Annotated in this window: 10 protein-coding genes; 3 read left to right on the forward strand and 7 right to left on the reverse strand. The window is 71.0% G+C overall.

The window, feature by feature from the left end; all coding sequences use genetic code 11:
* Positions 1-67 precede the first annotated feature (67 nt).
* From ACYUED_RS41385 to ACYUED_RS41400, 4 genes are all read right to left on the reverse strand, one after another.
* Positions 68-7213 carry an SDR family NAD(P)-dependent oxidoreductase gene (locus ACYUED_RS41385; protein ID WP_491289539.1) on the reverse strand — a complete coding sequence of 2382 codons (7146 nt, stop codon included), beginning with the start codon at positions 7211-7213 and terminating at the stop codon, positions 68-70.
* A 147-nt stretch (positions 7214-7360) separates the two neighbouring features.
* Complete coding sequence (locus ACYUED_RS41390; protein ID WP_491289540.1) at positions 7361-8218, reverse strand: alpha/beta fold hydrolase; 858 nt, start codon at positions 8216-8218, stop codon at positions 7361-7363.
* The gene (locus tag ACYUED_RS41395) at positions 8202-8468 is read right to left on the reverse strand and encodes an acyl carrier protein (RefSeq protein WP_491289541.1); all 267 of its coding nucleotides are present in this window, start codon (positions 8466-8468) and stop codon (positions 8202-8204) included. The genes ACYUED_RS41390 and ACYUED_RS41395 overlap by 17 nt, the downstream gene beginning before the upstream one ends.
* 486 nt (positions 8469-8954) lie before the next feature.
* The gene (locus ACYUED_RS41400; RefSeq protein WP_491289542.1) at positions 8955-9770 is read right to left on the reverse strand and encodes an AraC family transcriptional regulator; all 816 of its coding nucleotides are present in this window, start codon (positions 9768-9770) and stop codon (positions 8955-8957) included.
* Between the two features lie 207 nt (positions 9771-9977).
* On the opposite strand from ACYUED_RS41400, the gene ACYUED_RS41405 reads away from it, so the two are divergent.
* Positions 9978-10766, forward strand: coding sequence for an IclR family transcriptional regulator (locus ACYUED_RS41405; RefSeq protein WP_491289543.1), 789 nt, complete (start codon positions 9978-9980; stop codon positions 10764-10766).
* Positions 10767-10951: 185 nt separating this feature from the next.
* Here ACYUED_RS41405 and ACYUED_RS41410 read toward each other — a convergent pair whose 3' ends face one another.
* Positions 10952-13171: an NADP-dependent isocitrate dehydrogenase gene (locus ACYUED_RS41410; RefSeq protein WP_491289544.1), complete on the reverse strand. Its 2220-nt coding sequence runs from the start codon at positions 13169-13171 to the stop codon at positions 10952-10954.
* A 219-nt stretch (positions 13172-13390) separates the two neighbouring features.
* Here ACYUED_RS41410 and ACYUED_RS41415 point away from each other — a divergent pair, with 219 nt between their 5' ends.
* A complete protein-coding gene (locus tag ACYUED_RS41415; protein ID WP_491289545.1) occupies positions 13391-14941 on the forward strand; it encodes a M1 family metallopeptidase in 1551 nt (516 codons plus the stop codon).
* Between the two features lie 31 nt (positions 14942-14972).
* On the opposite strand, the gene ACYUED_RS41420 is transcribed toward ACYUED_RS41415, so the two are convergent.
* Together ACYUED_RS41420 and ACYUED_RS41425 are read right to left on the reverse strand one after the other, a co-directional pair.
* A complete protein-coding gene (locus ACYUED_RS41420; RefSeq protein WP_491289546.1) occupies positions 14973-16079 on the reverse strand; it encodes a mechanosensitive ion channel family protein in 1107 nt (368 codons plus the stop codon).
* Positions 16080-16279: 200 nt separating this feature from the next.
* The gene (locus ACYUED_RS41425) at positions 16280-17269 is read right to left on the reverse strand and encodes a lysylphosphatidylglycerol synthase transmembrane domain-containing protein (protein ID WP_491289547.1); all 990 of its coding nucleotides are present in this window, start codon (positions 17267-17269) and stop codon (positions 16280-16282) included.
* Between the two features lie 180 nt (positions 17270-17449).
* On the opposite strand from ACYUED_RS41425, the gene ACYUED_RS41430 reads away from it, so the two are divergent.
* Positions 17450-19357 carry an ABC transporter ATP-binding protein gene (locus tag ACYUED_RS41430; protein ID WP_491289548.1) on the forward strand — a complete coding sequence of 636 codons (1908 nt, stop codon included), beginning with the start codon at positions 17450-17452 and terminating at the stop codon, positions 19355-19357.
* The last annotated feature ends 8 nt before the right edge of the window (positions 19358-19365 follow it).

Below are 19365 nucleotides of genomic sequence, written 5' to 3' on the forward strand. Positions count from 1 at the left end.
CAAGGGGCCGGGTCCGGCGGGCGGTCGGGGAAGGCCGTCCGCCGGGCCCGGCTGGCCGTAGGTCGGTTCAGCGGCTCGCGAACTTGGCGGCCAGCTGCGGGGTGGACACAAGGGAGACGCCGGTGAACCGCATCAACACGCGTCCGTCGGGCGCGCACGCCGTCACGGTGAGCGCCGCGCTCTGACCGTTCGTCGACTCCGGCTCCACCACCACGAGGAACGGCTCGCCGTCGGGCAGCGCCTCGAACAGGTCGACCCGTGCCACCGCCATCGGCAGGCTCGCCGTCTCCAGGTTCAGCCGCATCCACACCAGCGCGGCCTGCAGCAGCAGATCGGCGGTGCCGGGCGCGTACCGCTCGCTCCCGAACGCCCCACCGGCGGGCCGGTGTTCGGCCAGCGCACACTCGACGACCAGCCGCGAGGCCCCCGCCTCCAGTACCCGGCGCAGCCCCCGCAGCGACTCGCCGTGGAACAGAGTGCCGTCGGCGTAGAAGTCCCGCGCGTCGCTGCCGCCGCCGAGGACGGGCAGCCCGGACAGGGACTGCGGCCGCTCGGACGCCGCACCCAGGCTCACCCGGGCCGCGAAGTGCGGTCGTATGGCCCCTTCCCCGTTCACGGAGCGGATCGAGACGTCGGCCTCGGTCCCGTCCGGCGTCGGACTGACGGACAGCTGGAACCGGCCGGCGTCCAGGCCACCGTCGAAGACGACACCCTTGTGGACCGAGAAGTCCCGTATCCGGGCGACGACCTGACCGGTCAGCCGCTCGATGGCGCCCACTGCCCAGCCCAGGGCCGCTGCCGCGGGCAGCACCGGTGCGTCGCCGATGACGTGGTCGGCGACCAGGGGATCGGTCACGAGGCCGGACAGGTCACGTTCCACGACGGTCGGCGCGGTGGATACGGAGTGCTCCGGCGCGGACAGGGGAGTGGTCGGCCCGAGGATGGTGACCACGTCACCCGCCCGCTCGGGGGCGAACTGCTCGGTGAACAGCCGGACTCCGGTTCCCTCCGGGATGAGGGTGATGCCGCGCTCCTTGAACACCGCCTTGATCTGCGGCGACACCATTCCGCTGTCCCAGGCGCCCCAGTTGAGCGCGGTCACATGGGCCTCGGGGTGGCGGCGCTTGTAGGCCGTGGCCCAGGCGTTGAGCACCTCGTTGGCCATCGCGTAGTCCGACTGGCCGCGGTTGCCGAAGAACCCGGCCACCGACGAGAAGAGCATCACGTGCCGCATCGGCCGGTCACCCAGGGCTGCGAGCACCGAACGCAGCCCGCCGAGCTTGACGGCGAACACCCGCTCGATCTCGGCCGCCTTCTTCGCGGAGATCAGGTGGTCCGCGAGGACTCCGGCACCGTGCACCACACCCGTGATGCGGTCCCGGTACGGCGCCAGCGCGGCGGCCGTGGCGGAGACGTCGGTGATGTCGACCGTCAGGTACTCGGCCTCGCTGCCCGCAGCCCGTATCTCCGCCAAGGTCGCCCGGATCTCACGCTCGCCTACGACCGACTGGTAGAGCTGCTCGACGCGCTTGGGGGTCGGCTTCTCGCCGGCCTGCCGCAGCTGCTCCACGGCCGCGGCCTTCAGCGCCGCAGCATCGGTGAGCCCGGCGGCCCACGCGGGCTCCGCGCCGAGTGCGGTACGGCCGAGCAGGAGCAGCCCGGGGCGGTGCGTGGCGGCGAGCGCGGCGACGCAGCGGGCGGTGATGCCGCGTCCGCCGCCCGTGACGACCAGCAGATCGTCCGAGGCGAGCACGGGGACGCCGGTGGCCGGGGCGGCCGGCTCCTCGCCGAGCGTGAGGGCGACCCTGCGGGTGCCGTCGTGGCCCACCTGGACCGAGGTGGCGCAGGCGTCGTGTATCTCGGCCAGGACCAGTCCGGCGGCCTGCGCCGCGCTCAGGGCGGGCGCGAGATCCACGGCCCGGCAGAAGACCTCGGGCGCCTCCACGGCGAGGGTCTTGACCAGGCCGCCGACTCCGCCGGCCGGGGCCGCGTCCTCGGCCTCTCCGTGCAGGCCGAAGGAGCCGTCGAGCCGGGTGGCGGTCACGAACGCTGCCCGCTGCCCGGTGCCGGCGGCGGCCGTCAGCGGTCCCACGACGTGCTTGGCGACGAGGAGTGCGTGCGCGAGCCGGCGTACTCCCTCCGCCCACGGCAGTTTGTCCGCGGCGGCGAAGAAGGCGACAAGACGCAGCGACTCCGCGGCCAACTGCTCGATGTGAGAGGCGAGTTCCTGGGCGCCCCATCCGGTGAGGGCCGCGTCCGCGCCACCGGTGATCCGCTGCGGAACACCGGGCAGGCGCAACACGCGCACCTGCCAGCCGTCCGCCACGAGTCCGGCCGCAGCGGCCTGAGCGACCTCGCTGCCGTCGTCCACGACGAGCGCGACGGCCTTCTGCGGGTAGGCACCCACCAGCCGGTCGGGCACCGGCAGTTCCACGAGCGCGGCCTGCCCCCGGCCCAGCGCACCCGGCGTGGGGGCGTCGGCGACGGCGGTCTCGGACGGTGCGTGGGATCGCTGCGGTTCAGCGGTAGTCGCGCCGGCGAGTCCGCCGACGAAGCCCACGATGTGGCCCAGCGTGCGGAGTTCGGCGAGTTGTTCGGGGCCGACGGGGGTGGGGCTGGGGAACTGCTCTTGGAGGACGCCCATGATTTCGACGCGTTTGATGGAGTCGATGCCGAGGTCGGCTTCGACGTCCATGGCGAGGTCGAGCATGTTGGCCGGGTAGCCGGTCTTCGTCGAGACGACCTCCAGCAGGGCGGCCTTGACGTCGTCGGTGGAGGCGCCGGAGGCGGTGGGCGCTGCGGTCGCCGCGGCCGTGGCGGACGGTGCGTGGGGTCGCTGCGGTTCAGCGGTAGTCGCGCCGGCGAGTCCGCCGACGAAGCCCACGATGTGGCCCAGCGTGCGGAGTTCGGCGAGTTGTTCGGGGCCGACGGGGGTGGGGCTGGGGAACTGCTCTTGGAGGACGCCCATGATTTCGACGCGTTTGATGGAGTCGATGCCGAGGTCGGCTTCGACGTCCATGGCGAGGTCGAGCATGTGGGCCGGGTAGCCGGTCTTCGTCGAGACGACCTCCAGCAGGGCGGCCTTGACGTCGTCGGTGGAGGCGCCGGAGGCGGTGGGCGCTGCGGTCGCCGCCGGCGCGGCGGACGGCGCGGGCGTCGCGGGAGTGCTCGACGTCACGGCCGCACCGGGGCCGTTGAGCTCCAGGACGAAGCCGACGATCTCGTTCAGCGTGCGGAGTTCGGCGAGTTGTTCGGGGCGGACGGGGGTGGGGCTGGGGAAGCGTTCCTGGAGGACGCCCATGATCTCGACGCGCTTGATGGAGTCGATGCCCAGGTCCGCCTCGACGTCCATGTCGAGGTCCAGCGTCTCCGCCGGGTAGCCGGTCTTCTCGGAGACCACGCCGAGCAGTGCGGCGGCTATGGCGCCGCTGTCGACGACCTGAACGGCGGCCGGCGTCGCCACCGCCTTTGGGCGGCCGTTCCTGACTCCGCCCAGGCTCAGCACGAAGTTCACGATCTCGCTGAGCGTGCGGAGTTCGGCGAGTTGTTCGGGGCCGACGGGGGTGGGGCTGGGGAACTGCTCCTGGAGGACGCCCATGATCTCGACGCGCTTGATGAAGTCGATGCCCAAGTCCGCCTCCACGTCCATGTCGAGGTCCAGCATGTCCGCGGGGTAGCCGGTCTTCTGGGACACGATCGCGAGCAGCGCCCCCTCGACGTCGTCGGCCGCAGCGCCGGTGGCCGTCGACTCTTCGGGCACGGCCGGCGGCTCCAGGGCCGCGGGCGCCGGGGCGGGCGGAGACGGGGGAAGCGCGGCCGGGACAGGCGGTGCCACCAGCGATGCCGGAGGCTCGGGAGCGAGTACGGGAGTCGGCACCGCGACGGGAGCAGGTGCCACCGGGGCAGCCGCGCCCAGCTCCAGGGTCGCCATGTCCCGCAGGATCTCGTTGGCCCGCGTATGCGCACGCCCGATCGCCAGCCCGTGCTCCTTGACGGAGGCCACACCCGGCAGCACCGTGTCGATGCGGCCCTGCTCGTCGGCCCGCTCCAGCAGGCCCATCATGCGCTGGGCGCTGGTGAGCTGGCCGGTGAGGTAGTCGTAGTGCAGGGCCAGGTGGTCGGAGATCAGACTGGTGAGCCGGTCGTCGGCCGACGGGGCGGGGGCCAGGGGTTCGTCTTCCATGAACTCGCTCTCCAGGAAGTCCAGTTGGGCGGACGGCGCCGCTGCCACGAGCGGCGGCGCGGCGGCGGGCGTCTCGGCCGTGCAGGGAAGCGGGGACGGGGTCGCGGCGGCAGGCACCGGGGTCGGCTGCGGAGCCGCCACGGGCTGCTGCAGCGCTACGGATTGCCGCGGCGCGGGGGCGGCCGGAAGGGAGACGCGGTAGCCGTTCGCCACGGCATCCCGGTACGCGGCCTTACGGGCCTCGGGCACATGGTTGATGCCGTTCAGCGGCACGGTCATGCCCTTGGCCGGCTCGACGGGGGCGGGCTCCGCCACGTAACGGTCCGCGGTGGCCAACGGCAGTCCCAGTACGGCCAGTTGGGCGAGGGCCCGCTTCAGGGCCGGCTCGGCGTCCCGCTTGTCGCCCGGGTCCAGCTGCACGGCGAAGTGCTCGCGCTCACCGAGGATGCGGCGCACCAGCTGGGTCAGCACGCCCTTGGGGCCGAACTCGACGAAGGTGCGGAAGCCCGCCGCGTACATCTCCTCCACGCGATCGGCGAACTCCACCGGACTGACCAGCTGGTCGACCAGCGTGCGCCGATTGGCTTCGACGTCCGGACCGTACGAGGCGCCGGGCGAGTTGGCGTACACGGGCAGGCGCGGCTCGCCGATCTCGGCCTGTGCCACCGCCTGCCCGAACTTCTCCACGGCGTGCGCGACGAACGGTGTGTGGAAGGCGGCCGACACCGGCAGCCGCAGCGCCCTGATCCCGGCCGCGCCCGCAGCCGCCACCAGCCGCTCCACCACGTCGGTGGCACCGCCCACCACGATCTGGTCGGCCGCGTTGCGGTTGCAGACGATCAACTCCGGGTGCTCGGCGAGGAGTTGGCGAACCTGGTCCTCGGGTGCGGACACGGCGGCCATCGCCCCGGCGTCGAAGCCCGGGGCGGCGGGCGGAGCCATCGCCGCGCCCCGGGCGCGGGCCAGCGCGAAGAACGTGCCGTCGTCGACCGCCCCGGCTGCCCACAGCGCCGCCAGCTCGCCGAAGCTGTGCCCGAGGAACCCGTCGGCGGCGAAGCCCAGTTCGCTCAGATAGCGGTAGTGGCCGGCCGCCAGCGCGCCGATCGCGGGCTGCGCGTACTCGGTGCGGCGCAGTTCGCTCTCCTGAGCCGCGCGGGTCACCTCGTCGAAGGCCGGCGGCGGGAAGGCGACGCGGGACACCGGCCGCTCGTGCTCGCCGAACGCCGCGTTGGCCCGGTCGAAGGCAGCCCGCAGCGGGGGCAGCGCGAGCACCGCCGTTCGGCCCGGTTCGACGTACTGACTGCCCTGCCCGGCGAAAAGAGCGGCCACCTTTCCGGTGGGGGCCGCGCACGCGCGGAAGTAGACGCCCTTGGGGTGCGACCAGGCGTCGGCGGTGGGCTTGGCCTGCAGCTCGGCCGCGGCCAGGGCGCGCAGTTCGGCGAGCTCCGTGTCGTCGCGGGCGACCAGGGCGAGTCGGGGGTGGCCGGCCGGGGCGGGGTCGGTGCGCGGGGCAGCTCCGCCGGAGACGGCCCGGACCAGGCTGTTCATGTCAGGTTCATGCCATGCATAAACGCGGCTCACCGGGAACAGGACCTGCAGGTCGCCGCCGTCGCCGTGCTCCTCCAGCACCACATGGAAGTTGGTGCCGCCGAAGCCGAACGACGAGACGCCTGCCCGCCGTCGGGGACGGCTCGGGTCGAGGACCCAGGGGCGGGTGCGGGTGCCGACGTAGAACGGGCTCTCGGTCCAGTCCAGGGCCGGGTTGGGCCGGTCCACGTTGATGGTGGGCGGCAGCAGCCTGTGGTGCAGCGCGAGCGCCAGCTTGATCATCCCGGCCGCGCCCGCCGCCGCCTTGGTGTGGCCGATCTGCGACTTCACACTGCCGACAGCCGCGAACTGCCGCTCCTCGGTGAACTCGGAGACCACCGCGGCCAGTGCCGACAGTTCGGTCGCCTCGCCGACCGCCGTCCCGGTGCCGTGCGCCTCGAAGAGCTCGACGGAGGCCGGGGAGCAGTCGGCGTCCTCGTACGCCCGCCGCAGGGCCGTCATCTGGCCCTCCTTGCGCGGGGCGTAGATGGACTTGAAGCGGCCGTCGCTGGAGGAGCCGATGCCCCGGATCACCGCGTAGATCTGGTTGCCGTCCCGCTCGGCGTCGGACAGCCGGCGCAGGGCCAGCATGCCGATGCCCTCGCCGATGAGGGTGCCGTCCGCGTCCGTGTCGAAGGGGCGGATGCGGCCCGCCTTGGAGAAGGCCGGCGTCTTGCTGAAGCACAGGTACATGAAGATGGTGTTCTCGGCGTCGCAGCCGCCCACCAGCATCATGTCCGAGCGCCGTTCCAGCAGGTCGCTGATCGCCGACTTGACCGCGCCGAGCGAACTGGCGCAGGCCGCGTCGATCGTCATGTTGGTGCCGCCCAGGTCGAGGCGGTTGGCGATGCGGCCCGCGACGACGTTGCCGAGCATGCCGGGGAAGGAGTTCTCCTCCCAGGGTGCGAAGGCCAGCTTGAACTTCTCGGCGATCTCCTCCGCGTCCCGGTCGCTCAGCCCGCAGGAGCGCACGACCTCCTTCAGGACCGGCGTCTGCAGCCGGGCGGTCAGCGGCTGGGTGAGCTGGTTGGCGCCGGTCACCCCGAGGACCACGCCGGTGCGGGAGGCGTCGTACCAGTCCTGCCCGGCGCCCGCGTCCTTGAGCAGGTCGCGCGCCACCACGAGGCTGAGCAGCTGGAGCACGTCGGTGACTTCGAGGGTGTTGGGCGGCAGCCCGAACTCCAGCGGGTTGAAGTCGACGGTCGGAATGAACCCGCCCCGCCTGGCGTACGTCTTGTCGGGCACGGACGGGTCGGGGTCGTAGTGCTCCGACAGGTCCCAGTGGGTGGCTGGGACGTCCTCGATGCAGTCGGCGGCCGAGACGACGTTGCCCCAGAACTCCCGCAGATCACGCGACTTGGGATACAGGGCGGACAGGCCGACGATCGCGATGGGATCCCGCGCGAGCCGGCGGTCGAGGTCAGAAGGATGTGAAGCGTTCACGGAGAGGCTCTCTTCGTCGTACGGCGGGCGCTGGAGCGGCCCGGGGCGGGTCGGGGGCCCTTCGGATGACGTAGGGGGATGTGAGCAGGGCAGGGCAGAGCGACGCGCGGACACGCGGAGGGGGATGAAGGGACGAAGCGGTGGGGATCAGGCGGGGGCGAGCAGGGGAGCGAGCACACGGAGCGCGTCCGGACGGTCGAGCATCGTGTAGTGATCGCCCGGAGCGGTGCGCGTGGTGAGGCCGCGCGGGGCGAGCGGCTGCCAGCCGAGCGTCGGGTCGCCCGGGATGAGGCTGCCCTCGGCCTTGACCAGGGTGAGGGGGAGGGGAGCGGGAGCCGGACGGTGGGGAGCCGTCAGGCGGTTGTTGCGCAGCAGCCCGTCGACGTACGTGTCGTAGAGCTTGCGCAGTCCCGGCAGCGGAGTGTCCGGGAGGAGGGCCCCGGCGGCGATGCCCGCGTCGAGGACGACGGTGAGCCCCTCGTCGACACCGAGGCCGGCCAGCCGCACGGCGGGAACAGGGACGGGACGGCCGCGCTTGGCCCCGAGGTACATGGCGAACCAGCCGAGGAGCAGGTCGGGTTCGAGCGCCTCGTCGGGCTGCTGGTACTCCTCGGTCGGGGCGATGCTGTCCAACAGGACCAGCCGCTCGGGCAGTTGGCCGGCGGGCAGTTGCCCGGTCATGGACAGGGCGAGCACACCGCCGAAGGACCAGCCGACGAGCGTGTACGGCCCCTGGTGCGGCCCCATCGCGGTCAGCAGTACGGCGGACAGGTCCTCCACAGTGGTGGCGGCCCGGCCTCCGGTGAGCGCCGCTTCCGCGTACTCGGGCACCGAGCCCAGGTCGAGCACGGTCAGCCCGGCGCCGGCCGGCAGTGCGTCGGCCAGGCCCTGGTACACGGAGGCCGCGAGGGCGCCGGGGTGGACGAGGTACACCGTCCGCCCGCCGGAGGCCGCGGCCCTCAGGACCCGGGCCACCGGCGGCCGTACGTCACGCGGTGGCCGCACGCTGTCCGCTCTCCTCGGCGAGATACGTGGCCAGGTCCTTCACCGTCGGGTGGTACCAGAGGGTGGTCGTGCTGAGCTCGAAGCCGAGCCAGTTCTCCAACTCGCCCGCCAGGATGAGGGCTTCGGTCGAGTCGAGGTCCAGTTCGTCGAAGTACACCTCGCGCGAGACCTCGCCGGTGGCCACGCCCAGACGGTGGGCGATCTTCTCGATGAGCCAAGTCTCCGCGTCGGCGGCGGTCACTGCGGTCATGATGTGTCGTCCTTTCCTGAGTCGCTCCTGGGGCGCAGGGGCGCGCCTCAGGAGCGTGCGGTCGGAGATGAGGGCACGCGTCGTCCTTGACGGTGGCGCCCAGGGAGATGACGCGTGTTTGACGCAGGGCTTCGCGGGACGCCGGTGGGGAAAGGGGACGATCTGGCGCACCGGAATCGAAAACGCGGTAAGCAGTAACGAGGCGAAGCCGTTTTCCGCGAAACGCCGCTACGGTGCGGCGAATGACAACGTGTCAATAATGCGTGGTCTGGTCCATTCCGTGCTCGATCGGCCAAGACTTGCGGGCCTGCAAGCCTGCGATGCTTTTGGTTGGTCGCCCGAAGCACGCAGGCCACAGTCTTGCCAGGTTCTGGAATCTTTAACAACAGGCCTTCCGGCCAGTGGAAAGAAATCCATGTTTACGGAGTGGGCGGCCGCGTTCCAAAGTAACGGGCAAGTTAAAAGGAACTCGTGGACGGCGGGTTACTACTGGTTACCCTTCGCCTCGCGTCGGAAGGCGCCCGGTGTCATACTCACGCGTCGGACGAAGAACTTGCCGAAGTTGGTGACTTCGGAGAATCCGAGGTGGCGGGCGATGGCCGTGATGGGCAGATCCGTGTGGACCAGCAGACGCCGTGCCTCCAGTGCGACCCTCGCGTCGATCACGTCCTTGGCGGAGGTACCGGCGACGGTCCGGCAGGCCCGGGCCAGGGCGCGCGTACTGCAGTTGAGGGCGTTGGCGTAGTCCTCCACCAGCCGGGTGTCGCGGTAGTGCCGGTCCAGTTCGCGGCGGAAGCGGAGGAAGAGCTCGCTCTGGTCGGTGCTGAGGGTGCTGGGCTCCACCTCACCGTTGCGCCTGCGGCAGAGCTGGTCGATGTGGAGCAGCACCACGGCCAGCAGGTGTTTGAGGAGTTCTTCGCCGAGCCCTTGGTCGGGTCGCTCGAACTCCTCCTGTAAGACACTCAGGACCCGCTGGAACGCGGACAGTTCGGCGGGGCAGAGCCGCCAGTGCGAGGGGCGCAGGACATCGTCGAGCATGCCCAGGTGGGCGCTCATCTGCAGCGGGAACGCCTCGGTGAACATGATGATGTCCGCGTCCATGTCCGGATGCGGGCGGGACCGGATCACCTGGTTGGGCCGGGTCCACAGCAGCGTGCCGGCCTGGCACTCCAGCAGCGTGGAGTCGATCTCGAACGTTCCCCTCCCCGCGGTGACCAGCACGATCTGGTGGAAGTCGAGCCGGTGGGGAGCGGCGAGGAAGCCCAGGTCGGCCATGGCGCGCAGCTTGCGAAGGCTCGCCATCGCGACAGCGAGGCCCGGTCGGCAGATGGGTCTGTAGGGCACCACGGGGATCGGTAACGATGCGAAATCGACCATGAGCGTTCCGGAATCGACCTTTCAGTGTCCACTATCGGCCTGAATCATAGAGGTGGTCGCCCAACTCAGGTAATCCCTGCTCAGCACGTGTCAATGCCGCTCTGCAGTGCATGCGAAGGGACTCTGAACGGGATGATCACCCCTCAATCCGCTGCTCCGGAGAGGTCCGTCGTCGACCGGACGCTCACCATCCTCGGCGCCTTCGACCGGGACAGCCCGACGCTGACACTCAGCGACATCAGCCGGCGCGCCGGACTGCCCCTGGCCACCGTGCACCGCATCGTCAGCAAGCTCCACTCCTGGGGAGCCCTGGAGCGGTGTGCCGACGGTCTGTACAGCATCGGACTGCGTCTGTGGGAGACAGCCGTCCTCGCACCGCGCTCCTCCGCGCTGGTCGAAGCGGCGCTGCCGCATCTGATCGCCCTGCACGGGCAGGCCTCGGGCGCCGCGGTGATCGCCATCCGAGACGGCGCCGAAAGCGTGTGCTTGTCCTTCGTCTCCGACGACCCAGGATTCCCCAACTGCAGCCCTCAGGGCAGCCGCGTTCCCCTGCACGCCACCTCCGTCGGCCTGGTGCTGCTCGCGCACGCCGACCAAAGCCTTCAGAACGAGGTCTGCGGTGGGCCCTTGCGCGCCTACACCCCGCTCACCCTGACGGACGGCGCCGCACTGAAAGGTCTCCTGGGCAGGATCAGACGTGAGGGGCACGCGGCCCTCCACGGCACGCTGGCCGAAGGGCGGGGCGGATTCGCCGTCCCCGTCCGCGACGGCCGCGGCGTCGTGGTCGCGGCCGTCGGGGTCGTGTTCCCCCCTGGCATGGTCCAGCCGGGACGGCTTGCCCAGCACGTCCACTCCGCGGCCAATGCCGTCTCGCAGAGCCTGCGGGCGGTGCGGGCGGGTGCGGCGGAGGTCGGGACATGAGGCGCGACCGAACCGGGACCTGCCGGCACCAGTGCGGGTGAGGTCCGTCAACTCTCCGTCGGTGGCGGCGCTCGGCCGTTCACGCCGAGCGAGGCCGGGCCGGGCAGCGCACGGGACGAGTCCGCCCCGGCAGGCGGGATGCCTGCCGGGGCGGAATCAGGAGCGGGCCGTCAAGGCCTGCCGCGTCAGCTCAGGGACGCGAGCGCCTCGTTCCAGGTGGCCGAGGGGCGCATGACCGCGGCGGCCTTGGCCGGGTCGGGCTGGTAGTAGCCGCCGATGTCGACCGGCTTGCCCTGCACGGCGAGCAGCTCGTCGACGATCTTCTGCTCGTTGGCGGCGAGCGTCTCGGCGAGCGGGGCGAAGGCCTTCGCCAGGTCCGCGTCGTCGGTCTGCGCGGCCAGCTCCTGCGCCCAGTACAGGGAGAGGAAGAAGTGGCTGCCGCGGTTGTCGATGCCGCCGACGCGACGGGTCGGCGACTTGTCCTCGTTGAGGAAGGTCGCCGTGGCGCGGTCGAGGGTGTCGGCCAGGACCTTGGCACGGGTGTTGCCCGTGGCCGTGGCGTACTGCTCGAAGGACGGCACCAGTGCGAAGAACTCGCCCAGCGAGTCCCAGCGCAGGTAGTTCTCCTTGACCAGCTGCTGGACGTGCTTCGGCGCCGAACCGCCGGCGCCCGTCTCGAACAGGCCGCCGCCCGCCATCAGCGGGACCACCGACAGCATCTTGGCGCTGGTGCCCAGCTCCAGGATGGGGAAGAGGTCGGTGAGGTAGTCACGCAGGACGTTGCCGGTCACCGAGATGGTGTCCTCGCCGCGGCGGATGCGCTCGATCGACAGCTTGGTGGCGTCGACCGGAGCCAGGACGCGGATGTCGAGGCCCTCGGTGTCGTGCTCGGGCAGGTAGGCGTTGACCTTGGCGATCAGGTTGGCGTCGTGTGCGCGGGTCTCGTCCAGCCAGAACACGGCCGGGTTCCCGGTGGCGCGGGCGCGCGTGACGGCCAGCTTCACCCAGTCCTTGATCGGGGCGTCCTTGGTCTGGCAGGCGCGGAAGATGTCGCCGGGGGCGACCGGCTGCTCCAGGACGACGTTGCCGGCCTGGTCGACCAGGCGGACCGTGCCGGCGGCCTTGATCTCGAAGGTCTTGTCGTGGGAGCCGTACTCCTCGGCCTTCTGCGCCATCAGGCCGACGTTCGGGACCGAGCCCATCGTCGACGGGTCGTAGGCGCCGTTGGCACGGCAGTCGTCGAGGACGGCCTGGTAGACGCCCGAGTAGGAGGAGTCCGGCAGGACCGCGAGGGTGTCGGCCTCCTGCCCGTCCGGGCCCCACATGTGGCCGGACGTGCGGATCATCGCCGGCATCGAGGCGTCGACGATCACGTCGGACGGGACGTGCAGGTTGCTGATGCCCTTGTCGGAGTCGACCATCGCCAGCGCGGGACCGTCGGCGAGCTCGGCGTCGAAGGAGGCCTTGATCTCGGCACCCTCGGGCAGGGCCTCCAGGCCCTTGTAGATGCCGGCCAGACCGTCGTTCGGGGACAGGCCCGCCGCGGCCAGCGTCTCGCCGTACTTCGCGAAGGTCTTCGGGAAGAAGGCGCGCACCACGTGGCCGAAGACGATCGGGTCGGAGACCTTCATCATCGTGGCCTTGAGGTGCACGGAGAAGAGGACGCCCTCGGCCTTGGCGCGGGCGACCTGCGCGGCGAGGAACTCGTTCAGCGCGGCGGCGCGCATCACGGAGGCGTCGACGACCTCGCCCTCGAGGACCGGTACGGACTCGCGCAGCACGGTGGTGGTGCCGTCCTCGCCGACCAGCTCGATCTTCAGCGAGCCGGCCTCGGAGATCACCGCGGACTTCTCGGTGGAGCGGAAGTCGTTCTCGCCCATGGTCGCGACGTTGGTCTTGGAGTCCGCGGACCAGGCACCCATGCGGTGCGGGTGGGTCTTGGCGTAGTTCTTGACCGAGGCGGGGGCGCGGCGGTCCGAATTGCCCTCACGCAGGACCGGGTTCACGGCGGAACCCTTGATCTTGTCGTAGCGGGCCTGGATCTCCCGCTCCTCGTCGGTCTTCGGGTCGTCCGGGTAGGCCGGCAGCGCGTAGCCCTGGCCCTGCAGCTCGGCGACGGCCGCCTTCAGCTGCGGGATGGACGCCGAGACGTTCGGCAGCTTGACGATGTTGGCCGCGGGTGTCTTGGCCAGCTCGCCCAGCTCGTGCAGGGCGTCCGGGATGCGCTGGTCCTCGGTCAGGTACTCCGGGAACACGGCGATGATGCGTCCGGCCAGCGAGATGTCCCGCGTCTGGACCGTGACGCCCGCCTGCGAGGCGTACGCCTGGACCACCGGCAGGAAGGAATACGTCGCCAGGGCCGGGGCCTCGTCAGTGTGCGTATAGAAGATGGTCGAGTCAGTCACCGGGTGCTCCGCTCCACGTCTGCAACATTGCTCGACATCAAGATATCTCGTGATCCGGTCCGGCTCGACAGGGGCCCGGCCCCGCGTCCCACACTCCGGAACCCGATCCGCTGCCTCGTCGTGCAACCAAAGCCGCCGGTCTTTGGTCCTGGAAAGAGATCGTGCATTGATCGTCGACGGCCGGAACTGACCTCCCGGCCGCCCGAGCGGAAGCTGACCATGAGATATCGCAGCAGAGTGACGGCCCCTGTGGCCGCCTTGATCGGTACGGCCGCGGCAATGACCACGGGGTCCGCGGCGTACGCCAGTCCTTCGGCCCTGAAGGACGGCGGCACCCCGGGCGCCGAGACCCTCGGGGACTCCGTCTTCCCGAGCCTGGGCAACGACGGCTACCGGGTCTCGTCCTACCACCTCGACTTCGCCTACGACCAGACGATGAAGCTGGTCGAGGCGGTGGCGACCATCGAGCTGACGACGACTCAGGCCCTGAGCCTTTTCTCCCTCGACGCGCTCGGCCTCGACATCCGCACGGTCCGGGTCAACGGCCGCAACGTCGCCTTCAGGCAGTCCGGCGAGAAGCTGCGCGTCACGCCCGCGACCGCCCTGGCCGCGCAGGCCCAGGCCTGCGTCATCGTGAGCTACACCGTCGACCCGCGCGGCACGCTCGCCCACACCGCCTGGGTCGCCACGCCGGACGGCTTCGCGCTGTGCCCGCAGCCGAACTCCGCGCACACGGCCTTCCCGTGCAACGACCACCCCCTGGACAAGGCGGACTTCTCCTTCTGCATCACGGTCCCGAGCGGGCTGCGCGGTGTCGCGAACGGCGTGCTCACCGGCACCAGGAGCCTGTCCGGCGGCCGGACGGCGTACTCGTACGAGTCCCGCTCGCCGATAGCCACCGAACTGGTGCAGATAACCGTCGGCGACTACGTCATCAAGGACCGGCAGGGCCCGCACGGGCTGCCGCTGCGCGACGTCGTACCCACCGCCCGCGCCGCCGCCCTTGAGCCGGCGCTCGCCCTCACCCCGAACCTCGTCCAGTGGATCGAGGCACGGCTCGGGGCCTTCCCGTTCGAGACGTACGGGCTGCTGCCCTGCAACTCCGACGCCGCCAACGCCTTCGACTTCACGGGCCTGGAGACGCAGACCCTCACCCTGTACAAGCCGAACTTCCTGCTGCAGGCGGAGAAGAACATCGGCTCGCACATGATGCACGAGCTGGTGCACTCCTGGTTCGGCAACCTCGTCAGCCCCGCCAACTGGGCCGACCTGTGGCTCAACGAGGGCCACGCGGACTTCTACGGGCTGCTGTACCGCTACGAGCGCGGCTGGACCGACTCCCTTGGCCTGACCACGATGGAAGCCCGGATGAAGGACACCTACGCCCGCGGCGACCAGTGGCGCCACGACTCGGGCCCGGTGGCCGCGCCGAACGAGGCCAACCTGTTCGACAGTCAGCGCTACCTGGGCGGCGTGCTCGTCCTGTACGCCCTGCGCCAGGCCCTCGGCGAGGACGTCTTCACCAGGATCGAGCAGACCTTCCTGGCCCGTTACCGCAACTCCGCGGCGACGACGGAGAACTACATAGCCGTCGCCTCGGAGGTCTCCGGCCAGGACCAGTCCGGCTTCCTCAAGGACTGGCTGTACGGCACGAAGACGCCGCGGATGCCCGGCCACCCGGACTGGACGGTCACGCCGGTGCAGTCGGCACTGGCCTCACCGCACAGCCGCAGGGGCGGGCACTACCACGAGAACTCCGCGACACTCTGACCGCGGTGACTCGCTGACCCGGGGCGGCCGTTCAGTCCAGGCGGGCGGGGGAGACCTCGCCCGCCTCGACGACCGCCGCCTCGAGGCTGCGCTGCTGCGGGATGGACACCGGCCCCTGCTGCAGCGCCACCGTCCGCGCGGGCGCCGGGATACGGATGCCCTCCTCGCGGTAGCGCTTGTGCAGCGCCTTGATGAACTCGTGCTTGATCCGGAACTGGTCGCTGAACTCGCCCACGCCCAGGATGACCGTGAAGCCGATCCGGGAGTCGCCGAAGGTGTGGAAGCGGATCGCCGGCTCGTGGTCCGGGACCGCACCGGTGGTCTGTGTCATCACCTCGGCGATGACGTCCATGGTCACGCGCTCGACGTGCTCCAGGTCGCTGTCGTAGGCGACCCCCACCTGGACCAGAATGGTCAACTGCTGCTCGGGGCGCATGAAGTTGGTCATGTTCGACTTCGCGAGCTCCCCGTTGGGGATGACGACGAGGTTGTTGGAGAGCGCGCGCACGGTCGTCTGACGCCAGTTGATGTCCTCGACGTAACCCTCCTCACCGCTGCTCAGCCGGATGTAGTCGCCGGGCTGCACGGTCTTGGAGGCGAGGATGTGGATGCCCGCGAAGAGGTTGGCCAGCGTGTCCTGAAGTGCGAGCGCGACCGCCAGGCCGCCCACCCCCAGGGCGGTGAGCAGGGGTGCGATGGAGATGCCCAGCGTCTGCAGCACCACCAGGAAGCCGATCGCCAGGACCAGGACCCGGGTGATGTTCACGAAGATCGTGGCCGATCCGGCGACCCCGGAGCGCGACGCGGTGACCGCCCGCACCAGACCGGCGACCACCCGGGCGGCCGTCACCGTGACGACGAAGATGAGCACCACGGTCAGTACCTGGTTGACGTGGTTCTGGACCGTTCTGGTCAGCGGCAGCGCCGCGCCCGCCGAGGCGGCGCCGCCGACGAACGCGGCCCACGGCACGACGGTGCGCAGCGTGTCGACGATGACGTCGTCGCCGCTCCAGCGGGTGCGGTCGGCGTGCTTGCCCAGCCAGCGCAGCAGCATGCGCAGCAGGAACGCGGCCAGCAGGCCCGCCGCCAGCGCGATTCCGGCAATGACCAGGTCGTCCACGGTGAGTGCTCGGTTCACCGGTCGCCCCCGGGGAGCCGATCTGCGGCGAAGGCCGCCGCGGAATACCGGATGTGAAGTCGCGTCACGTTGCCACCTGCTCGACGATTGCGGAAAAGTGCGACCGCTCATCCTGCCGTATACGGCACAGGGGTTCGAACGTCGAGGGCTCCCGGACGGTGTGGTTCGGACACTCCACGCGTCCCTACCGGAGGGGCGGCTCAGATCACCTTCAGCCGGACCAGCGCGCCCAGCGTCAGCGCCCCCGGCAGCAGCGGCAGCCACACCGTGATGATCCGGTAGGCCAGCACCACCGCCGTCGCCACGGCCACCGGACTGCCGGCCGCCACCAGAGCCACGACCAGCGCGGCCTCCACCGAGCCGAGGCCGCCCGGTGTCGGGACCAGGGCGACCGCGACCGTCGCCGCGAGATACGCCACGGCCATGTGGACGGGCGGCACCGGCAGCCCCAGTGACAGGCCGACCAGGACCAGTCCGGCCGCCTGCAGCGCGGGGAAGGCGAGCGAACCGCCCCACAGGGCCAGAGCGCGGGAGGGACGGGTGTGCACCGAGCGCAGCTCGCTCAGCGCCGTGCGCAGGAACGACAGGACGGCGGTGCGCAGCCGTCGTACGAGAGCGAGGACGGCCACCGCCACGACCACGACGGCGCCGACGGCGAGCAGCAGCGGGACCACCGAACCGTCGGGCAGCAGCGTGCCGAACCGCAGGGCGCCCGGGGAGGCGAGCAGCAGCCCCGCCAGGAGGCCCAGCCGGGCGACCGACTCCGCCAGCAGGTAGAGGGCGAGCGCGGCGGACGAACGGGCGAGCGGAATCCCGCACACGGTCATGAACCGCAGGTTGACCGCGCCCGCGCCGAGGCCGGTCGGCAGCAGGTGGTTGGCCGAGCCCGCCGCGAACTGGGTCGCCAGCAGGCGCCTCTTGGGCAGCCGGTCCACGACCGCGCCCTGCCGTGTGCAGGCGGCCGCCACCCAGGTCAGACAGGTCGCGCCGGCCGCCGCCAGCAGCCAGGGCCACTCCGCGGCCCGCAGATGTCCGAAGCCCTCGACGAGGACGGACCGGTGCTGCACGGCCACGACGGAGACGAGCAGGAGCGGAAGCAGGCACAGGATCTGCCGGAGCACGCGGGCCGGGACGCGTCGGGGGAATCGTCCTGGGGGGAGGGGCCCTCGGGGAAGGTGTACAGCGGTCACATCCCGAGAGGGTTCCCAGTCCGCGCCAACGGCGGGTTGCGGAAGCGGGGACAGCGGCTGAAGGGGGGACAGCGGCTGGAGGCGGGACGGCGGCTTGCGTACGGTCATCGGGTCCTTCGAGCGGGGAGACGTCAGGAAAAGATTGACCTCAATGTTGCTTGAGGTTCTAGGTTCTCTCTCATGAGCATGGAAACCACGGCCTGGACACAGCTGCACAGTGTCATGAACGCCGAGCAGGAACGCCGCCCCTTCGCGCGCGCCACGCTGCGCCGAATCGCCGCCTTCGCCCGTCCGCACCGCGTCCGCATCGCGCAGTTCGTGGCGCTCGGGGTGGTGACCGCGCTGCTCGCCGTCGCGACCCCCGTACTCGCCGGACATGTCGTGGACGCGATCGTGTCGGGCGGCGATGAGGGCGAGGTCGTACACCTGGCCCTGCTCATCGCGCTCATCGCGGTCGTGGAGGCGGCCCTCGGCATTCTCGGCAGGCGGCTGTCGGCGACGCTCGGGGAGGGACTCATCCTCGATCTGCGGACGGCTGTGTTCGATCATGTGCAGCGGATGCCGGTCGCGTTCTTCACACGCACACGTACGGGCGCGCTGGTCTCCCGTCTCAACAACGACGTCATCGGCGCCCAGCGTGCGTTCAGCAACACACTGTCCGGAGTGGTCAGCAACCTGGTCACCCTCGTGCTCACCCTCGCCGTCATGCTGACGCTCTCCTGGCAGATCACGCTCCTCGCGCTGGTGCTGCTCCCGGTGTTCGTCGTGCCCGCCCGGCGCATGGGCAGCCGGATGGCCCGTATGCAGCGGGAGGCGGCGACCCTGAACGCGGCGATGGGCACCCGCATGACCGAGCGGTTCTCCGCACCGGGAGCCACGCTGATCAAGCTCTTCGGGCGCCCGGGGCAGGAGTCCGAGGAGTTCGCGGCCCGCGCCCGCCGGGTCCGTGACATCGGCATCCGCACGGCGACCGCCCAGTCCGCCTTCATCACCGCGCTGACCCTGGTGTCGTCCCTGGCGTTGGCCCTGGTCTACGGCCTCGGCGGCTGGTTCGCCCTGCGCGGCCGCCTCGAACCGGGCGCGGTCGTGTCGTTGGCGCTGCTGCTGACCCGCATGTACGCGCCGCTCACCTCGCTGGCCGGCGCACGCGTCGAGGTGATGAGCGCCCTCGTCAGCTTCGAGCGCGTCTTCGAGGTGCTCGACCTCAAGCCCCTCATCGAGGAGAAGCCGGACGCGCACGCCGTGCCCGACGGCCCGGTGTCCGTCGAGTTCGACGACGTCCGCTTCGGCTACCCCTCCGCCGACAAGGTCTCCCTGGCCTCCCTGGAGGAGGTGGCGTCCCTCGACACCCGGGGCGGCGCCGAGGTCCTGCACGGCATCTCCTTCCGCGCCGAAGCGGGCCGGACGGTCGCCCTCGTCGGCTCGTCCGGCGCCGGCAAGTCGACCATCGCGCAGCTGCTGCCACGCCTGTACGACGTCGACGAGGGCGCCGTGCGCCTCGGTGGCACCGACGTCCGCGACCTGACCGCCGCCTCCCTGCGCTCGACCCTCGGCATGGTCACCCAGGACGGCCACCTCTTCCACGACAGCGTCCGCGCCAACCTCCTGCTGGCCGCCCCCACGGCCACCGAGACCGACCTGTGGGACGCGCTGCGCCGCTCCCGCCTCGACGAGCTCGTACGGTCCCTGCCCGACGGCCTCGACACGGTGGTCGGCGAACGCGGCTACCGCCTCTCCGGCGGCGAACGCCAGCGCATGACCATCGCCCGCCTCCTGCTGGCCCGTCAGCGCGTCGTCATCCTCGACGAGGCCACCGCCCACCTCGACAACACCTCGGAGGCCGCCGTCCAGGAGGCCCTGACCGAGGCCCTGGAGGGCAGGACGGCGGTCGTGATCGCCCACCGGCTGTCCACGGTGCGGGCGGCGGACATGATCCTCGTGATCGAGGGCGGCCTGATCGTGGAACGCGGCACCCACGAGGAACTGCTGACGGCCGAGGGCCGCTACGCGGAGCTGTACCGAACGCAGTTCGAGGAGCCGGCAGCGGACGTGACGGAGATCGCCTCGGCGGGCGAGGCTGTGGCGTAGTCCTTCCC

It is taken from the genome of Streptomyces sp. DF42, assembly GCF_058267695.1.

Bases quoted from the DNA above. Each gene is read 5' to 3' on its own strand.
- ACYUED_RS41400 (WP_491289542.1), bottom strand. From the start codon at position 9,770: ATGGCGAGCCTTCGCAAGCTGCGCGCCATGGCCGACCTGGGCTTCCTC.
- ACYUED_RS41395 (WP_491289541.1), bottom strand. From the start codon at position 8,468: ATGACCGCAGTGACCGCCGCCGACGCGGAGACTTGGCTCATCGAGAAG.
- ACYUED_RS41405 (WP_491289543.1), top strand. From the start codon at position 9,978: ATGATCACCCCTCAATCCGCTGCTCCGGAGAGGTCCGTCGTCGACCGG.
- ACYUED_RS41430 (WP_491289548.1), top strand. From the start codon at position 17,450: ATGAGCATGGAAACCACGGCCTGGACACAGCTGCACAGTGTCATGAAC.
- ACYUED_RS41415 (WP_491289545.1), top strand. From the start codon at position 13,391: ATGAGATATCGCAGCAGAGTGACGGCCCCTGTGGCCGCCTTGATCGGT.